Below are 16,733 nucleotides of genomic sequence, written 5' to 3' on the forward strand. Positions count from 1 at the left end.
CGCCGGGGCGGACTGTGTCCGCCCCGGCGCTTTGTCCCAGGAGATCGGGCCTAGCCCAGAATGCTGAACACCAAAGTGCCAAGCACTGTGCCCAGCGCATAGCCGAGAACGCCCACGAGAACGCCCGGCGTCACAAGATCGCGCCAGCCTTTCGCCGCCGCGAGCGCCGGAGCCGTGGTGGCGCCCAGAATTGCGGCGTTCGACGCGATGATGATCTCGGGCAGGGACAGCTTGCAGAACTTCGCCAGCGTGAAGGCGATCCCGGTGTGGATGGACAGAAGGATCGCGATATAGGCGATGATCATCGGCGCATTGGTGACGAGCTGGACGACGTTGGCGCCCGCCGCGATGGCGGCGAAGAACAGGAAGGCGAACACCACGCCGAGTTCAAACCCGCCATGAAGTTTCGCCATCCGGTTCGGGATTGCGGTGGGCAGAACCAGGGCCAGCACCGTGATGATCACATAGCGCAATTGCGGCTGACCGCTCAGCCGGGTCAGGAAATCGCCAACCGCCACGACGATCAGCGCATAGGCCAGAGTCAGTCCGAGGCTCAGAGGCGTTGCGCGACCCTCGCTGGCCTCACCGGATTCCTCGACTTCACCCGCCGTATGATCACGCTTGACGAAGCGCCTGGCGATGAAGGCGAAACCGGGAAGGATGGCGAGCAATCCCAGATAGGCGGCGCTGGCCATATTGTCAGCGGCCAGCATGGCTGAAACGATGCCGGGCGCCGTCTCGGCGAGGCCTGTCACATCCGTCAACGCGGCGAAGTTCACCGAGCCGCCCACATAGGAGGCGGTCAAAGAGGACGCGATGCCGACCTCATGCTCGCCGAGCGGCAAGACGAAAGCGGCGACCAGAGCGCCCACCAGCGTCGCGAACGCCGCGATCAGGAAGGCGCCTGTCATGCGGGTCGTTTCAAAGAAGATGCGCTTGAGGTCCGCCTTCATCAGGAACAGCGGGATCAGCACCGGGACGGCATAGGTGAATACAAAACCGTAGGCGGGCGCATCAAAGGGCAGAAGGCGCAGATTGGACGCCAGAATCGCCAGGAGGATCGTCCAGACCGTGCCGGTCAATAGCGCGCCGAACTTCGTCTTTTCCAGAAGGAAGCCGGCCGCGGCGATGGCGGTCAGGCCCGCCATGACCGCGAGATTGTTGTCTGCGGGGATCAGGGATGCGTCCATGATGGAGTCCTGGGGTTTTAGGCGCCGGGCGGGATCACCGCGTCGGCTTCAATTTCAATGATGAAATCAGGGCCGGCCAGCGCCGCGACCCCGATCATGGAACAGGCCGGCGGAAAGTCGGCGAACACCTTGCGGTGCGCCTGCCCGACCGCCCTCTGCGTTTCAAGGCTCATATCGATCACGAACAGGCGCGTTCGCACCACGTGGCTGATATGGGAGCCCGCCTTCTCCAGCGCTTGCGCGATGATTTCAAGACATCGTGAGGTCTGGGCCCCGGCGTCTCCCGGGGCGAAAGGCTGACCGGCGTCATCCACGGCGACCGTGCCCGCCACGAACACCTGATCGCCCACACGCACGGCGCGTCGATAGGCGACCAGGTCTTCCCAGGGCGCGCCCGTGGTGACGCGTAGACGGTCCCGCCCCGCCTCGCTCATCCCTCCTCGCCCTGCGGCACGCCGTTGGCGAACAGATCGAGCGCAATCGCGACCATGCCTTCAGAGGATACCGTCACGGCGCCTTCGCCATCGGGATAGAAGAAGGGCGAGTGGTTGGCCGGCGGGGTCTCGCCGCGCGCCTGATACTCGTCCCACACGGTCTGCGGAGCGCCGCCGACCCAGAACATGAAGATCGGCACGTCCTCATCGGTGCGGCCATAGCGGGAAAAGTCCTCGCCCCCGGTCACCGGATCCGCCGTCGCGACAGCGTCCTCGCCGAACCGGGCGGCCAGGACGGCGCCGGCCTGATCGGACAGGGCCGGGTCATTGTAGAGCGCCGGCGTATAGGTCTCCTCGACCTCCATCACCGGCATCAGCTCCTCCGGCAGGCCTGCGGCCATCGCCTGACCGCGCGCGATGCGCTCGATCCCGCTGATCAGACGCTCGCGCACCTCATCGGTATAGGAGCGCACGGTGATCTGAAGATGGGCTTCATCGGAGATGATGTTGTGCTTGGTCCCCGCATTGAAGGCGCCGACCGTGACGACCCCGGTTTCAAACGGCGACAATTCGCGGCTGACCAGCGTCTGCAGGTTGGTCACGATCTGGCTGGCCAGCACCACCGGGTCCTTGCCCAGGTGCGGCGACGCGCCATGGGCGCCCACTCCGCGCACATACAGATCGACCGAGTCCACATTCGCCATGGCCCAGCCCGGCGCATAACGGATCACGCCCGCCGGCATATAGCCCCAGGTATGATAGGAGACGACGGCGTCCGGCGTGGGAAAGCGCTCGTACAGGCCATCTGACAGCATGGCGAGGGCGCCCAGCCCCACTTCCTCGGCTGGCTGGCCGATCAACACCAGCGTGCCGGACCAGTCATCGCGGTTCTGGCTCATATAGCGAGCCGCCGCGACCAGAGAGGTCATATGGGTGTCGTGCGCGCAGGCATGCATGACCGGGAAGGTGTTGCCCATCCGGTCCTCGCCCATCACTTCAGACGCATAATCGACCGGCGTGTCCTCTCGAACAGGCAGACCGTCCATATCGGCGCGCAGCATGATGGTCGGCCCCTCGCCGTTTTCCATCACGGCGACGACGCCTGTGCGACCCACGCCTTCGGTCACCTCGAACCCGGCGTCGCGCAGCTCCTGCGCCAGACGCGCGGCGGTTTCGGTCTCCATGAAGGAGAGTTCCGGGTTTTCGTGGAAATGCTCGTAGAGCGATTGCAGATGATTGTCCCAATCCGCGCTGATGGCGGTGCGCAGATCATCCTGCGCAAGGGATGGTGCGGTCAGCGCCAGCCCAGCGGCGGCGGCCATGAACAAATGACGCATAGTGCGACTCCCCGATTATCTGGGCGGCATTGCAGACCGCCAGCCCGGAGAGGTCAACGCATAAAGGTAAGGCTGCTTGCGACCGCCTAGTCGAACAGGGCGTCCGCCGCGGCCTGGGCGGCGGCGCTGTCATCAATGCCCTCGCCCTCGATACGACCCTGCACCGCGGCTCGCGCCGCCGCCAGCAGGGATTCGATCTCGCTTCCCGCCATGGCGGATGCGCCTGCGAAATCGCCGTCCCGGACCTTGTCCTGCGCGCGTTGCAACTCGACATTCACGGCCGCAACGATGGTTTCCAGATGCGCCTTGAGCGCGTAGTCGACCGCTGCATAGGCCGCGATCACCGTTTCCTTGCCCACATAATTGGTGCGCTCGAAATGCTCCTCATAGCCCACAGGCTCCCAGGCCAGCACGTCTTCGGCGAAATCGGGCATATCGGGCAGCATTTCAAGAAGCATGACCACTTCATTGAAATGGTTGAGATAGTCGGTCGCGAGCCCGGTGTCGGGATGCACGTTGGCGGCTTTCAGCGCGTCCGCTGACAGCACCCCCTCGCCCAAGGTCGCCGCTTCGCTCATGGCTAGCCCCATCGTCCAGTCAGGCGCTGACAATGCCAAGTCAGCCTAAACGAAAGACTAACCGTAATGTGGGAATTCAGCGTCGCAGTTCGCCTCTAGCTGGCGCCGCCAAAGCGCTCTGACCATTCGGCCACCTGATCATCCTCGATCTTGGCGAACAGGATATCGGCCGGTTCAAAGCTGCGACCCGGCTCCAGCGCGGACAGCATCGCCTTTGCGTCGCCCGTGGGCCAGTCCTGCGCGCCCTCAAGACCCAGCGCCGCCAGGATCTTGCCCGCAGCCTGAGGAATGACCGGTTGCGCCACGATGGCGCACAGACGCACCAGATTGATCCCCATGCGCACGCCCAGCGCGGCCTGGTCCTTGTCGGTCTTGAAATGCACCCAGGGCTCGGCCCTGGTCAGGTATTCATTGCCCGCCGCCCAAAGGGCGCGGGTCTCGGCTGCGGCCTTGCGGAACTCCATCGCCTCGTAATGGCTGGCGATGTTGGCAAGGCGCGTTGCGACTTCGGTCTCTAGCCAGGCTTCCGCCTCGCCCGGCGTTCCGCCCTCGGGGATGACGCCTTCAAATCGCGAAGCGCCGAATTTGAGAATCCGGTTCACGAAATTGCCCAGAACGTCAGCCAGATCCTTGTTCACGCTCGACTGGAAATGATCCCAGGTGAACTGGGCGTCAGAGCCCTCGGGGCCATAGGCCGTCAGATACCAGCGCCAGTAATCGGCCGGCAGCAATTCGAGCGCCTGATCCATGAAGACGCCGCGCTTGTTGGAGGTGGAGAACTTGCCGCCATACCAGGTCAGCCAGTTGAAGGCTTTCAGCGCATCCACCGTCTTCCATGGCTCTTCAGAGCCCAGAAGCGTCGCGGGGAAGCTGACGGTGTGGAAGGCCACATTGTCCTTGCCCATGAATTCCACATAGCGGACGTCATCTGCGCCCTTGTCGGTGCGCCACCAGCTTTCCCAGTCGCCGCCATTTTGCTCCGCCCATTCCCGGGTTGCGGAAATGTAGCCGATGGGCGCGTCGAACCAGACATAGAAGACCTTGTCTTCAAAGCCTTCGCGCGGCTGGCCGTTCTTGGTGACCGGCACGCCCCATTTCAGGTCGCGCGTGATGGTGCGGTCACGCAGCCCCTCATCAAGCCATTTGTAGGCGATGGACTTGGCGAAGCTCGGCCAGCCGTCAGCCGCATCCACCCAGGCGCGAATGCGCTCCTCCATCACCGTCTGTTTGAGCTGGAGATGCTTGGTGTCGCGCACTTCAAGGTTTTTCGAGCCTGACACGGCCGAATAGGGTTCGATCAGCTCGATCGGATCGAGCAGCTTGCCGCAATTATCGCACTGGTCGCCGCGCGCTTTCTCGAACCCGCAATTGGGGCAGGTCCCCTCAACATACCGATCCGGCAGGAAGCGGCCATCATCAATGGAATAGACCTGCTGCTCGACGACTTCGGCGATCAGACCGTTCTTCTCGAGCGTTTCGGCGAAATGCTGGGTCAGTTCGGCGTTCTGCGGCGAGGAGGTGCGTCCGAAATAATCCCAGCTCAGACCAAACTGCTCGCCGATGGACTTCTGGATCTCGTGCTGCTCGTCGCAATAGGCGCGCACATCCTGACCGGCGGCGGCGGCGGCCAGTTCAGCGGGCGTGCCGTGCTCATCGGTGGCGCAGATCGCGAGCACATCATGACCTTGCAGGCGCATGAAGCGCGCATAGACATCCGCCGGCAGCATGGATCCGGCCAGATTGCCGAGATGCTTGACGCCGTTAATGTACGGCAGAGCGCTGGTGATGAGAATGCGGGCCATGGGCGGTCACGTCCAACTGATGACAGAGTATGCGCGCACACATAGCGCTGCAGGGCGCAAAGGGGAACCGGCCCCTTCACTCAGTCGGCCCGTCCCCGTGCAAACCCTCAGGGCACCACAAGGTGACGCTGTCATCTTGCAGATCGAACACCAGCCGGGCGCATTGTCTCAGGACATCCCGCCCCAGGCTGGCGCGTGGGACACGGTTTGCGCCCGAACGCTCGGTGATGGTGATGACATCAATACGCTCTGCGTGACCCGAGCCTGTCTGCGCTTCATGCATGGCCAGTTCGGCGTTACTGAGCTGGTAGGCGAGCATCTGTGGGAAATATCCGGCGATCAGCAGCCCGTGATTGGGGTGCAGCAAGGCCTGCCCCATGGCGAACATGCCGATGGGTTCGTCAACAGCGTCGGGGAGAGGCTCATCAACCAGCCCGGTTTGCTCAGCCTGTCGGAATATGCGTCTGTCCAGATGCGTCCGCTGGATCAGGCTGAGCCCCAGATCGACAGCCCCCAGCGTGGAGGAGGCTTCGAATCGCCACTCCAGCAGCCCCCTCTTTCCCGGGAGCACAGTTGCAGCGGTTTCGGGGGCGGACGCGTCCATAATCAGTTCGATCTGATCGAACGCCTCCAGAGCGCCAAGCCCGACATAGCCGTCTGCAAGCGGGGTGAACTCATAGTCAGGAATCCATATCGCTCGCCGGCGAATTCCGGCTGCGGACCCAACAGACAGGCGGGGCCTCCCCGTCCGGCCACGCAATGTCGCTTCGTCCCGGATCTGAATGGAGACCCCACGCGACAAAAGCGGCGTGGCGCGCAAACCGGCGCGTTCGGCCGTACTGGCGTTGACCAGCAAGAAGGCCGGAGCATCCAGGGCAACAATCAAACGCACCGGCTCTCCTGAGAGCGTCGCCTCCACGATAGGCTGCGCACCGTCCAACGCTTCCACGCGCAAGACCTGCGCCCGGGCTGACGGAGGGAAGGCCCCGAACAGGCACGCTGTCAGCACGACCCAGCCAACCGCCCGCCTTAATCGACCCGACATCTATCGACACCCTCTGATTGCCGTCTCTTCAGAATTCCCTCAAATGGCTAGGAACGCAAGCTTCACCCCGGCGCCTCTCTCTGTGCAATCAAGCCTGCAAGCCTGCTTGCCGAACCGGTCGTCTCCCGCGTAGAAAGCGCTGATGCGCCGGCTTAGCTCAGCTGGTAGAGCAGCGGTTTTGTAAACCGAAGGTCGGGGGTTCGAGTCCCTCAGCCGGCGCCAGATCTCCCGAATTCCCCCTGCCTGTTCACGCGCAGTCGCGCGCTCGAGCCTTCGGCGTCGCCGGGTTCACGCCGGGCCATCGCTGCGCTGCCGACCTGATTTCCGTCACATTGTGCTCTATCTGTAGCGCCTGAAAGGGCATGCCGCAGGCGCCTGCGACTCTTGGCGCGTTTGCCGGCTGTCGGCCTGCGCGCTAGATGCATGCCCGAACCTGAGTGCAACAGGAGTAAGCGCCCATGCGTATGATTTTCGCCGGTTTCGCCGCCCTCGCCCTGACCACAGCCGCGCACGCGCAGGATGACGCCGAGTCCGCCATCCTGTCCGAGCTGGGTGAGCCCTATGTGAGCGCCAATGTGGACAATGGCGCACGGATTTTCCGTCGCTGCCAGGCCTGCCACACGGTGGAAGAAGGCGGACGCAACATGGTCGGCCCGAACCTTCACGGCGTGTTCGGCCGCGAGTCCGGTCACAAGGACGACTTCCGCTATTCCCCGGCCATGTCTGAATCCGAAGTGGTCTGGTCCGCCGAGACGCTGGACGCCTATCTGACCAATCCGCGTGAATATATCCGCGGCAACCGGATGAGCTTTGCGGGTCTGCGCGATGAACAGGATCGCCACGACCTCATCGCCTGGCTGGCGATCAACACGCACTAGGCGGCCTGTCGCCAAAAACAAAAACCCCGGAGCCTCGCTCCGGGGTTTTTCCTTACTCGGCCGGGGCCGCAGGCGGATCGACCGGATCGGCGCCGCGCACATCGCGGGCTTCCTTCTCCAGCTGCCGTGACACCCAGTTCGGCGTCTTCGTGTACCGCCCCAACACGCCATACACGGCAGGCACCACGAACAGGGTGAAGAGCGTCGCCACCATCACGCCGGTGAAAATCACCAGACCGATCGTCACCCGCGTCTCCGAACCCGGGCCCGTGGCGATGACCAGCGGAAAGGCGCCGATGGCGGTGGAGACGCCGGTCATCAGGATCGGACGCAGCCGTGTGACCGAGGCTTCCAGCGTCGCTTCAGCGAGGCTGAGCCCCTCTTCACGCAGCTGGTTGGCGAACTCCACGATCAGGATGCCGTTCTTCGCCGCGAGCCCGATCAGGATGATCAGGCCGATCTGGGAGAAGATGTTCAGGCTCGATCCGCCCATATAGAGGCCGAACAGGCCGCCCGCGACCGCCAGCGGCACGGTCAGCATGATCACGGCGGGCTGGATGAAGCTCTCGAACTGGGCCGCCAGCACCAGGAAGACGATCAGCAGGGCGAGCCCGAAGGCGAAGTAGATCGCATTGTTGGATCGCAGGAATTCACGCACCTCGCCCACATAGGTGGTGCCCACTTCCGGAGGCAGGGTGTCCGCCGCCCACTGGTCGAGCCATTCCACGGCCTGACCGATGGTGTAATCGCCCTGGATGGTGGCCGACACCGTCACCGCGCGCTGACGATCAATGCGGGCGCGGCTGGGCGCCTCGCCCACTTCACGCAGGTTCACGAGGCTGGAGAGCGGAATGAGATCGCCGGACTCGGCCCTGACAAACAGGGTCTCAAGATCGTTCTGGCTGGAACGGTCCGCCTGACGGTTCTCAAGGATGACGTTGTAGGCCTCGCCCCGGTCGATGAACTGGCCCACGCGACGCGATCCCAGATGCGTCTGCAGCGTGCGGCTGATGTCGGAGACCGACACGCCCAGCGCCGCGGCGCGTTCCCGATCAATATCCACCAGAAGACGCGGCGCGGTGGGCTGATAGTCCTTGCGCGCCCGGATCAGGTTCGGATTGCGTTCGGAGATGTCGGCGATCAGGCGATCCGCCTCACGGTTGAGCATGTCGTAGTCGGGGCCCTGCAGGACGAACTGGATGTCGTCGCCGCCCCCGCCGCCGCCCAGGGGCGAGCGCATGGAGACGAAGGCCCGCACGCCGGGCAATTGTCCGAGACGCGCATTGATCTCGTTGACGATCTCATCACCCGGACGACGCTCGTCCCAGTCCGCCATGCTGCCGATGACGATCCCGGAATTATAGCCCGATCCGCCCCATCCCGGAGACACAACCAGCACCCGGCGCAGCTCGCCAGTCTCGAGATAGCTGTTCACGACCTCTTCGGCCTGCATCATCTGGCCGGTCATGTAATCAAAGCTGGCGCCCTGATGCGCCTGAACGAAACCGAAGAAGCTTCCGCGATCCGAAGGCGGGGTCAGCTCGCCCGGCAGTTTTGAGAACATGAAGGCCGAGCCCGCCACAGCGACGAGAATGAGCGGCGCCACGATCCACGGCACGCCCAGGATCAGCTTAAGGCTCTGACGGTAGGAATTCTGAACCTTGTCCAGGCCGTCATTGACCCATTTCGCAGGACCACGCAGCTCCGTGCTGGGTTTGAGGAGCTTGGAGGTCATCATCGGAGACAGGGTCAGAGCGACAAAGCTCGACAGCACCACCGCGCCGGTGATCGTCACAGCCAGTTCCGCAAAAATGCGACCAATCAGCCCAGGCAGGAAGATCAGCGGCATGAACACGGCGACCAGCGTCGCCGTGGTCGCGATCACCGCAAAGAAGACCTGACGACCGCCGCGCTCACTCGCGAGCATGGGCGGCTCGCCCAGATCCACCCGACGCTGGATGTTCTCGAGCACCACAATGGAATCGTCCACGACCAGACCAATGGCCAGCACCAGCGCCAGCAGGGTCAGGATGTTGATGGAAAAGCCCCCGGCCGCAAGAATCGCAAAGGTGCCGACCATGCAGACCGGAACCACCGCGGCGGGCACGATGGCGGCGCGGAAACTGCCCAGGAACAGGTAGATCACCAGCACCACCAGCGTCGCGGCGACCGCAAAGGTGCGCCACACTTCCTTGATGGATTCCTTGATGAAAACGGTGTCGTCGGAACCGCGAATGATCTCCATGCCTTCAGGCAATTGAGGCTGGAGCCGGTCGATGGCGGCGTTGATCTGCTCGGCGACGGCGACGGAGTTCGCCTTGCTCTGACGCACAAAGCCCAGGCCCACCATGTTCTGGCCATTGCCGCGGAACATCGCACGATGCTCTTCCGCCGCCAGTTCGACATCCGCCACTTCTCCCAGACGGATGACATGACCGTCCTCGGAAACGCGGATCGGCATGCGGGCAAAGGCCTCCTCATTGGCGAAGAGACGCTCGACGCGCACGAAAAGCTGGGTGTCAGTGGTCTCCACGGCGCCGCCGGGCGCCTCGACATTCTCCGAGCGCAGCGCATTCTCGATATCAGCGACCGTGATCGACCGGGCCGCCATTTCATAAGGATCAAGCCAGATGCGCATGGCGTAGCGGCGCTGACCGCCGATACGAACGTTCGCAACGCCGTCGAGCACCGTGAACCGGTCCACGATATAGCGGTCGGCATAGTCGGTGAGCTCTTCGGAGGTCATCCGGTCCGAACCGAGCATATACCACAGGAAGGGCCGCGCATCGCTGTCCTGCTTGGACACTTCCAGGTTCTGCACGTCATCGGGCATGCGGTCTCGAATACGCGACACCGCATCCCGCACATCGTTCGCCGCCGCTTCGATATCGCGTTCCAGCGTGAATGTGATGGTGACCCGGGACGATCCATCGCGGGAGGACGAGCTGATCGTGTCCACGCCCTCAATGCCCGACAGGCTGTCCTCAATGACCTGAGTGACGCGGTTTTCCATCACTTCGGCATTGGCGCCGGGATAGTCCGCGCTCACCGAAACCACGGGACGGTCCACATCGGGCATTTCCCTCAGGGGCAGGTCACGCAGCCCCATGAAGCCGAAAACAATGATCAGGGCGCTCGCGACAAAAGCGAGAACCGGCCTGCGGACAGCAACATCGGTCAGGGTCATTGCGCAGCCTCCCCGGTCTGGATTTCAAGGCCGCGGCCGCCGCCCTGGGCGGGCGCATTCGCTATACGCAGGGCGCCGCCCTCTCGTACGCGGTGAACGCCTTCGGCCACGATGCGTTCGCCGACCTCAAGACCACTGGTCACCTCCACCATGCCTGCGATCCGCAATCCGAGCTCGATATCTCGGCGCACGGCGACTGGCGCGTTTTCCCCTTCGGCGATGACGTAGACAAAGGTCTGTTCGTCAAACCTTACGATGGAAGAGCCCGGTATGGCCGGGCTGGTGCGTTCATCACGACGCAGCTCGACCGTCATCAGCATGCCCGGACGCAGGCGGCCGGCCTCATTGTCGATCAGGGCGCGCACCGTGACCGTGCGTGTGGCGGGATCAATCCGGCTGTCCACCTGATCCACCTGCCCGGCGAAGACCTGGTCGGGAAAGGCCGAGCTGCGCGCCCGCACCGTCTGCCCCCGCTCGATGACCGAAAGGAAACGTTCGGGGACAGTGAAGTCGAGCTTGATGACCGAGGTGTCGTCGAGCTGCGCAATCACGTCGCCCGGGCCGACCAGCTCGCCCACGCTGACATTGCGAAGGCCGATGACGCCCGAGAAGGGCGCGCGAATGATGCGGTCGGCCATGCGGGCCTCAATGGCCTCGACCCGGGCGCGGGCGCGGTCATAGGCCGCCTGCGCTTCATCAAGCCGGGTGCGCGAGGCCACGCCCCGATCCGTCAGGTCCTGGATCCGGGAGATGTCACGCTGGGTTTCCCGCAAGGTGGCGCGGGCTTCGTTCAGCCCCGCCGCTTCTTCGGTATCCAGAAGCTCGACCAGGATATCGCCTTCCTCGACCCGGGCGCCGGAATCAAAATCGAGCCGGGCGATAATGTCTGACACCTTGGCGGTGAGGTTGACGGATTCGTTCGCTCCGGCCGTGCCCAGCGCTTCAACGACGTCCGCAAAGACTTCCGGCTGGACGGTGTACGCCGAGACCAGGGTCTCCTCACCGCGCCATCCGCCTGCCTGTTCACCACCACCGGATAAGGCGCGAACGGCCACTGCAAGCGCCATGATCGCAAAGATCACCCCCGTAGCGGCCAGAAAAAGCCAACGCTGCATAACCCCGTCTCCTGAAGAATTTCACATGCCCGATATGCGCCGTTTAATGCGAAAATCAAAAATCGCACATTTCATTGCATTTAGAATTCACGCCAAAACGACAGCATGTACGCCTGCTCGGGCGCCAATCTGTCGCTGTGCACTGAATTAATCACGCCAATCTGTAAGGAAAGCCTCTCACACAGGGGCGCAATCACGGAAAGGTGAAGGCGATGGCTCTCAAAGGGGCTGTGATAGCCGCCCCAACCGTTCTGGCCCCATGCCGAATAACCTTGGGCCAGAACGCGCCAGCCTTCAGCCGGACGGACGCCCAGCGTGAGGTCCAGACGCGTCTCGGCCCGTGCTCCGTCCCAACCTGATCGGCGTCCGAGCTGGGCCTCCATGAAGACCGCCTCTCCCACGGACCGCCCGATCTGGAGACGAGCGTCTGCGCCCCAAACCGCTTTGCCGCCCAGCAGGGGGTTCGGATCCGCGCTGAACCGCACCAGGGACGTCTGGGCGCTCACCACCCAGTCGCCGGAAGTCAGGAGATTGGCCCGCAATCCGATCTCGCTCTCCCCCAAAGCCTGACTGACGGAACTGAGGGATCGAAGGGTCGGGGCGCCGCCCTGGCGTTGTTCAACTTGGAACCGGCGCTGTCGTGTCTCCTGCGACAAACGTCCGGTCAGCGTGAAACGGTCGGTCAGGCCGTACTCGGCATAGAGCGCGGTTTCAAACTTGGAATAGCCAAATCCCTCCGCCCCCAGGTCAAACCGATGATGCCCGAACGAGGTGATGAGCAGTCCGTCTCCGGCCGGCCGGGTCCAGGCGCCTGCAAACGCAGGGGCGGAGATGATCGAAAGCAGGGCGGCCACAAGAAAGGCGGCCCCGGGCAAGAGGCCGCCAGTTCTCCGAAAGTGCTGGACGCCGCCACACATCGCGCCTCTCCCCTGAGGGAATACAAACGCAAGGGTGGCGATCCGTCCAGAAAATTCCCCTTATGGGGGATTTCTACGCGTCGTAGCCCGGGCTTTCACGATCCACGCGGCCGCGCAATGCGTGCCAGGCGATTTCAAGGAAGAGTTCATTGGTCACGCCTTCCTCGCCCTGCTTGAAGACGCGGGTCTGCATGGCGTCATCCCATTCGATCAGCTCCGCCCCGGCGCCCTGCGCCAGTGTCTGGATCGAGCAGGCCCGCTCCAGAAGATACATGCGCAGATAGCAGTTGAAGGGATGGTCCCCGACCGTGAGCGTGCCGTGATTGCGCAGGATCATCAGGTTGTTCTTGCCCAGATCCCCGACCAGACGCTCTTTCTCGTCGGCGTCGAGCGCGATGCCTTCATAGTCGTGATAGGTGACATCCTTCATCACATTCATCGCGAGCTGGGAGATCGGCAGCAGACCGCGCTTCTGCGCGGAGACCGCAACTCCCTGGTCGGTATGAAGGTGCATGGCCACTTTAACGTCCGGTCGCGCATGATGAATGGCGGAGTGGATGGTGAAGCCTGCCGGATTGATGCCATAGCGAGATGGCGGCAGCACATTTCCGTCGATATCAACCTTCACCAGATTGGACGCTGTGACATCCTCGAACAGCAAGCCGAAGGGATTGATCAGGAAATGCTCATCCGGTCCCGGCACCCGCATGGAGATATGGGTGAAAAACAGATCATCCCATTTATGCATCCGGACAAGGCGGTAAAGCGCAGCGAGATCACAGCGCGCCTTCCATTCTTCCTCGGTGACCTGATCCTTGACTGAGATTTGGCTGGCGTCGTCCATAACGCTCCTCCCTCTTGATGCGGCGTGCGATCCCCGCTCTGCGGCGGCTTTGTAAACACTGTTTACCGCATTTTCGCGCCCCTGCCCATGCCTCTGCAGGCCTGAGGGCGCGGCTAAAGGTCCTTCGCCAGGCGCAGGCCCGTCATCTGCCATTGAGCGTCCGGCGGAAAGAAATTGCGATAGGTCGGCCGGGCGTGATCCGGCGGTGTCAGACAGGAGCCGCCGCGCAGCACGAACTGCCCGCACATGAACTTGCCATTGTATTCGCCGATCGCCCCTTCCGCCGGCTGATAGCCGGGATAGGCGGAATAGGCCGAACGGGTCCATTCCCAGACCTCGCCATACAGGGCCTGAAAACTTGACCCCTGTTTCAGGGGCTGAGGCTCGAGCAGCCCGTCAGGGTCAGCCCAACGCCCCTGTGAAGGGTCCATATCCCGCGCGGCGCATTCCCATTCGCGCTCTTCAGGCAGACGACACCCGGCCCAGCTGGCGAACGCGCTGGCCTCGAAATAATCGACATGACTGACCGGGGCGTCCGGGTGCAGCATCTGTTCGCCATGCAGGGTGAAGTGCGTCCACCGCCCATCCTGACGACGCCAGTAGTAGGGATGGGAACGGCCTTCCTCCTGCATGCGCGCCCAGCCTTCAGACAGCCAGTGTTCGGCTTGCTGGTAACCGCCATCCTCGATAAAGGCGAGAAACTCGGCATTGGTGACAGGCCGGCTCGCCAGGGCGAACGGCTCCAGCCACGCCTTGTGGCGCGGACCTTCATTGTCAAAGGCGAATTCAGCCCCTTCATGCCCGAATTCGATCAAGCCGCCCTCGAACCCGATCCAGACCGGATCCGGACGCGCGCCGGCCAGTTGAGGCGGCGTCTGCATCTGGCGCGGATATCCGGCTTCAGGAAAGCTGTTTCGGGACAAGACATGCTTGATGTCGGTCAGGAACAATTCCTGATGCTGCTCTTCATGCGCGAAGCCGGTTTCAATCACCGTCCGGAAGCCCTGGACCGCTTCAGCGTCCGCCTGATCGAACCAGGCGCTGACCGCCCGGTCCACATGAGCGCGATAATCCAGCACCTCGTTCAGTCCCGGCCGCGTCAGGAAGCCCCGCTCCGGGCGGGCATGGCGTTCTCCGACAGCTTCATAATAGGAATTGAACAGATAATTGAAGCGCGGATCGAACGGCGTGTAGCCAGCCTGGGCCGGCTTGAGGAGAAAGGTCTCCCAGAACCAGGTGACGTGGGCGAGATGCCATTTGCCCGGCGACACGTCCGGCATGGTCTGTACGCAAAGATCTTCAGCAGTAAAGACTGCAGCCAGGGCCTCCGTTCGCGACCGAACCGCATTAAAGCGGGCCTTGAGATCAGTAAAAGCACCTGCATTCATGTCTTTAGGCACTGCAATCTCCGCCGTTGCTAATGATTCACTAACTAAGATTCAGTCAGTTTGTTTCCTACGAATCGCATGGTCAGGCCGATTTCGCATGAGGGGTTAATGCTGCGTTCGACCTCAGACCCGCTGGCTGGACGCCCGCCGCCCTCGGAGCGCGCGGGGCGAAAGGCGTTGGCTCTGGCCGATCTTTGCACGCTTCGGGCGCTGCCTGAACCGGTGCTGTGCGAGATTGACGCGCATCTCACAGGGTTTTTACGCGCAGCGGAAGCGCGCGTCCGGGCCCGGGCCGCCATTCGGCTGGCCGAGTGCCCGTGGGCGCCGGTAGAGGCGATCCGCTCGTTGGCGTTTGACGCCTTTGAAATCGCCTCGCCCGTCCTTCAGCATTCCGAAAGGCTCAAGGAACAGGATCTGTTGGCGCTCGCCGCCTTGGGACCGCAGCAACGCCTTGCACTCGCTCGGCGCAACACGATCAGCGAAAAGCTGGCGGAACGCCTGTGTTCCTTCGGCGACCGCGATTGCCTTGAAAAGCTCTTCCGCAATCTGGGCGCCAGGCTTAACGCCCGGTGTGCAGAACAGACCGCCGATCTGATCAAGGCGGATTGCCTGCTGCGGGAGGCCCTGTCCGGGCGTGGAGCGCTTGAGGTCGAGTTCGCCCGCAGCATGTATGAGATCGCTGGAGACGCCGTCTACGCGCTGCTGGACGACATCTGCCCCCAGGCCCTGCCCCGACTGGCGGGGCTGGATGCGAGGCCGGACGCAGTCGATCTCGACGCCCTGGGCGAGACACTGAGCCACCAGCTTCACGAGATCGAGGCGCTGAACGCCGAGGATGTGCTGCGCGCCACGCAGAACGGTCGCACCGACATCGCCGATCATGCGGTGGCGCGCCTGACCGGACTGGAGCCGGCGGACTGGCGCCAGACCCTGCGACGTTCGCCCGTGCGCGTGGCGATTCTTGCGGCGCGCGCCATGGCGATGAGCATTGATCACGCCCATCTGTTCTATGCCGCCCTGTGCGAGCAGGGTCGCGCTCATCCCTTGCCCGTTGAATCCGCCAAGCGCGCCGTGGGGGAGCTTTATCAGCAATACTCACGCGACGCCGCACGTCAGGCCTTGCACCGGATGAGTGCAGACGGTTCAATCCATTAAGCCCTTCCCCCTTCCCGAATTTCAGGGCGAGCTGACTGGAGCCGACATGCGCCTGGCTTACCACGCCTCCGATCGTGACGACGCCCAAGCGGCGAAGGCGGAACTGATTGAACGCTATGGCGAAGTGGACTTGCTGGACGCTGACGTGCTGATCGCCCTGGGCGGGGATGGCGTCATGCTCGACGCCCTGCATTCGGTCATGGGACGCAAGATACCGGTTTTCGGCATGAATTTCGGCTCTGTCGGCTTTCTGATGAACGAGCCGCGGATGGATGAGCTGATCGAGCGCCTGAGCCAGGCTGAGCGCGCTGAAATCCACCCCCTGCGCGCCATTGTGCGCGACACGCGCGGACAGACCTTTGAAGCGCTCGCGATCAATGAGGTCTCGCTGCTGCGTGAAACCCGCCAGACCGCCAAGATCCGGGTCAGCGTGGACGGCAAGACGCGCCTTGAGGAACTCGCCGCGGACGGCGTCCTCGTGGCCACGCCCGCCGGATCAACCGCCTACAACTTCTCCGCCCATGGACCGATCCTGCCGCTGGACGCCACCTTGCTGGCGCTGACCCCCATCAGCGCGTTCCGCCCCCGACGGTGGCGCGGCGCGCTACTGCGTCAGTCCTCGATGGTGCGCTTCGACATTCTCGAGCCGCGCAAACGCCCGGTGGCGGTCGTGGCGGACAACAAGGAGTTCCGCGACGCGGAAACGGTCACGATCTGCCAGGCGCCGGGCCACACCCTGACGATGCTCTTTGACAAGGGCCGCGCGCTGGATGAGCGCATCCTTCTGGAACAGTTCGCCACCTAACCCCATGGCTTACCGGGCATTAAAGACTGATTGCTAGGGTGGGGACACACTGGCAGGG

Annotated in this window: 14 protein-coding genes and 1 tRNA gene; 4 read left to right on the top strand and 11 right to left on the bottom strand. The window is 63.3% G+C overall.

Features of this window, described 5'->3' with window-relative positions:
- Positions 1-50 precede the first annotated feature (50 nt).
- The 6 genes from OA2633_RS03875 to OA2633_RS15160 form a co-directional block, all read right to left on the bottom strand.
- Positions 51-1,190 carry a DUF819 domain-containing protein gene (locus OA2633_RS03875; RefSeq protein WP_009801179.1) on the bottom strand — a complete coding sequence of 380 codons (1,140 nt, stop codon included), beginning with the start codon at positions 1,188-1,190 and terminating at the stop codon, positions 51-53.
- 17 nt (positions 1,191-1,207) lie between these two features.
- Entirely contained in the window at positions 1,208-1,624 is a 417-nt protein-coding gene (locus OA2633_RS03880) for a RidA family protein (protein ID WP_009801180.1), read from the bottom strand.
- Positions 1,621-2,961, bottom strand: coding sequence for an amidohydrolase (locus OA2633_RS03885; protein WP_009801181.1), 1,341 nt, complete (start codon positions 2,959-2,961; stop codon positions 1,621-1,623). The genes OA2633_RS03880 and OA2633_RS03885 overlap by 4 nt, the downstream gene beginning before the upstream one ends.
- Before the next feature lie 86 nt (positions 2,962-3,047).
- Positions 3,048-3,539, bottom strand: a complete 492-nt coding sequence (locus tag OA2633_RS03890; protein WP_009801182.1) for a hypothetical protein — start codon at positions 3,537-3,539, stop codon at positions 3,048-3,050.
- 95 nt (positions 3,540-3,634) lie between these two features.
- Positions 3,635-5,341, bottom strand: a complete 1,707-nt coding sequence (gene metG / locus OA2633_RS03895; protein WP_009801183.1) for a methionine--tRNA ligase — start codon at positions 5,339-5,341, stop codon at positions 3,635-3,637.
- A 76-nt stretch (positions 5,342-5,417) separates the two neighbouring features.
- Positions 5,418-6,296 (bottom strand): hypothetical protein, encoded by an 879-nt coding sequence (locus tag OA2633_RS15160; protein WP_156776093.1) that lies wholly within the window; start codon positions 6,294-6,296, stop codon positions 5,418-5,420.
- 236 nt (positions 6,297-6,532) lie between these two features.
- Here OA2633_RS15160 and OA2633_RS03905 point away from each other — a divergent pair.
- A tRNA-Thr gene (locus tag OA2633_RS03905) sits at positions 6,533-6,608 on the top strand.
- A 236-nt stretch (positions 6,609-6,844) separates the two neighbouring features.
- Entirely contained in the window at positions 6,845-7,264 is a 420-nt protein-coding gene (locus tag OA2633_RS03910) for a cytochrome c family protein (protein ID WP_206740486.1), read from the top strand.
- 52 nt (positions 7,265-7,316) lie between these two features.
- Here OA2633_RS03910 and OA2633_RS03915 read toward each other — a convergent pair whose 3' ends face one another.
- From OA2633_RS03915 to egtB, 5 genes are all read right to left on the bottom strand, one after another.
- Complete coding sequence (locus tag OA2633_RS03915; protein ID WP_009801186.1) at positions 7,317-10,451, bottom strand: efflux RND transporter permease subunit; 3,135 nt, start codon at positions 10,449-10,451, stop codon at positions 7,317-7,319.
- The gene (locus tag OA2633_RS03920; protein ID WP_009801187.1) at positions 10,448-11,566 is read right to left on the bottom strand and encodes an efflux RND transporter periplasmic adaptor subunit; all 1,119 of its coding nucleotides are present in this window, start codon (positions 11,564-11,566) and stop codon (positions 10,448-10,450) included. The genes OA2633_RS03915 and OA2633_RS03920 overlap by 4 nt, the downstream gene beginning before the upstream one ends.
- An 80-nt stretch (positions 11,567-11,646) precedes the next feature.
- A complete protein-coding gene (locus OA2633_RS03925; protein WP_156776095.1) occupies positions 11,647-12,483 on the bottom strand; it encodes a hypothetical protein in 837 nt (278 codons plus the stop codon).
- Between the two features lie 73 nt (positions 12,484-12,556).
- Positions 12,557-13,327, bottom strand: a complete 771-nt coding sequence (locus OA2633_RS03930) for a class II aldolase/adducin family protein (protein WP_009801189.1) — start codon at positions 13,325-13,327, stop codon at positions 12,557-12,559.
- A 113-nt stretch (positions 13,328-13,440) separates the two neighbouring features.
- Positions 13,441-14,715: an ergothioneine biosynthesis protein EgtB gene (egtB, locus tag OA2633_RS03935; protein ID WP_040612446.1), complete on the bottom strand. Its 1,275-nt coding sequence runs from the start codon at positions 14,713-14,715 to the stop codon at positions 13,441-13,443.
- Positions 14,716-14,823: 108 nt separating this feature from the next.
- Here egtB and OA2633_RS03940 point away from each other — a divergent pair, with 108 nt between their 5' ends.
- Both OA2633_RS03940 and OA2633_RS03945 read left to right on the top strand, forming a co-directional pair.
- Positions 14,824-15,870, top strand: coding sequence for a DUF2336 domain-containing protein (locus tag OA2633_RS03940; protein WP_009801191.1), 1,047 nt, complete (start codon positions 14,824-14,826; stop codon positions 15,868-15,870).
- Between the two features lie 46 nt (positions 15,871-15,916).
- Positions 15,917-16,675 (top strand): NAD kinase, encoded by a 759-nt coding sequence (locus OA2633_RS03945; RefSeq protein WP_009801192.1) that lies wholly within the window; start codon positions 15,917-15,919, stop codon positions 16,673-16,675.
- The last annotated feature ends 58 nt before the right edge of the window (positions 16,676-16,733 follow it).

It is taken from the genome of Oceanicaulis sp. HTCC2633 (assembly GCF_000152745.1).
Classification (GTDB): domain Bacteria; phylum Pseudomonadota; class Alphaproteobacteria; order Caulobacterales; family Maricaulaceae; genus Oceanicaulis.

Coding starts and splice junctions, on each gene's coding strand:
- OA2633_RS03875 (WP_009801179.1), bottom strand. CDS start 1,190: ATGGACGCATCCCTGATCCCCGCAGACAACAATCTCGCGGTCATGGCG.
- metG (WP_009801183.1), bottom strand. CDS start 5,341: ATGGCCCGCATTCTCATCACCAGCGCTCTGCCGTACATTAACGGCGTC.
- OA2633_RS03885 (WP_009801181.1), bottom strand. CDS start 2,961: ATGCGTCATTTGTTCATGGCCGCCGCCGCTGGGCTGGCGCTGACCGCA.
- OA2633_RS03910 (WP_206740486.1), top strand. CDS start 6,845: ATGCGTATGATTTTCGCCGGTTTCGCCGCCCTCGCCCTGACCACAGCC.
- OA2633_RS03940 (WP_009801191.1), top strand. CDS start 14,824: ATGCTGCGTTCGACCTCAGACCCGCTGGCTGGACGCCCGCCGCCCTCG.
- OA2633_RS03890 (WP_009801182.1), bottom strand. CDS start 3,539: ATGAGCGAAGCGGCGACCTTGGGCGAGGGGGTGCTGTCAGCGGACGCG.
- OA2633_RS03925 (WP_156776095.1), bottom strand. CDS start 12,483: ATGTGTGGCGGCGTCCAGCACTTTCGGAGAACTGGCGGCCTCTTGCCC.
- egtB (WP_040612446.1), bottom strand. CDS start 14,715: ATGAATGCAGGTGCTTTTACTGATCTCAAGGCCCGCTTTAATGCGGTT.
- OA2633_RS03880 (WP_009801180.1), bottom strand. CDS start 1,624: ATGAGCGAGGCGGGGCGGGACCGTCTACGCGTCACCACGGGCGCGCCC.
- OA2633_RS03915 (WP_009801186.1), bottom strand. CDS start 10,451: ATGACCCTGACCGATGTTGCTGTCCGCAGGCCGGTTCTCGCTTTTGTC.
- OA2633_RS03930 (WP_009801189.1), bottom strand. CDS start 13,327: ATGGACGACGCCAGCCAAATCTCAGTCAAGGATCAGGTCACCGAGGAA.
- OA2633_RS03920 (WP_009801187.1), bottom strand. CDS start 11,566: ATGCAGCGTTGGCTTTTTCTGGCCGCTACGGGGGTGATCTTTGCGATC.
- OA2633_RS03945 (WP_009801192.1), top strand. CDS start 15,917: ATGCGCCTGGCTTACCACGCCTCCGATCGTGACGACGCCCAAGCGGCG.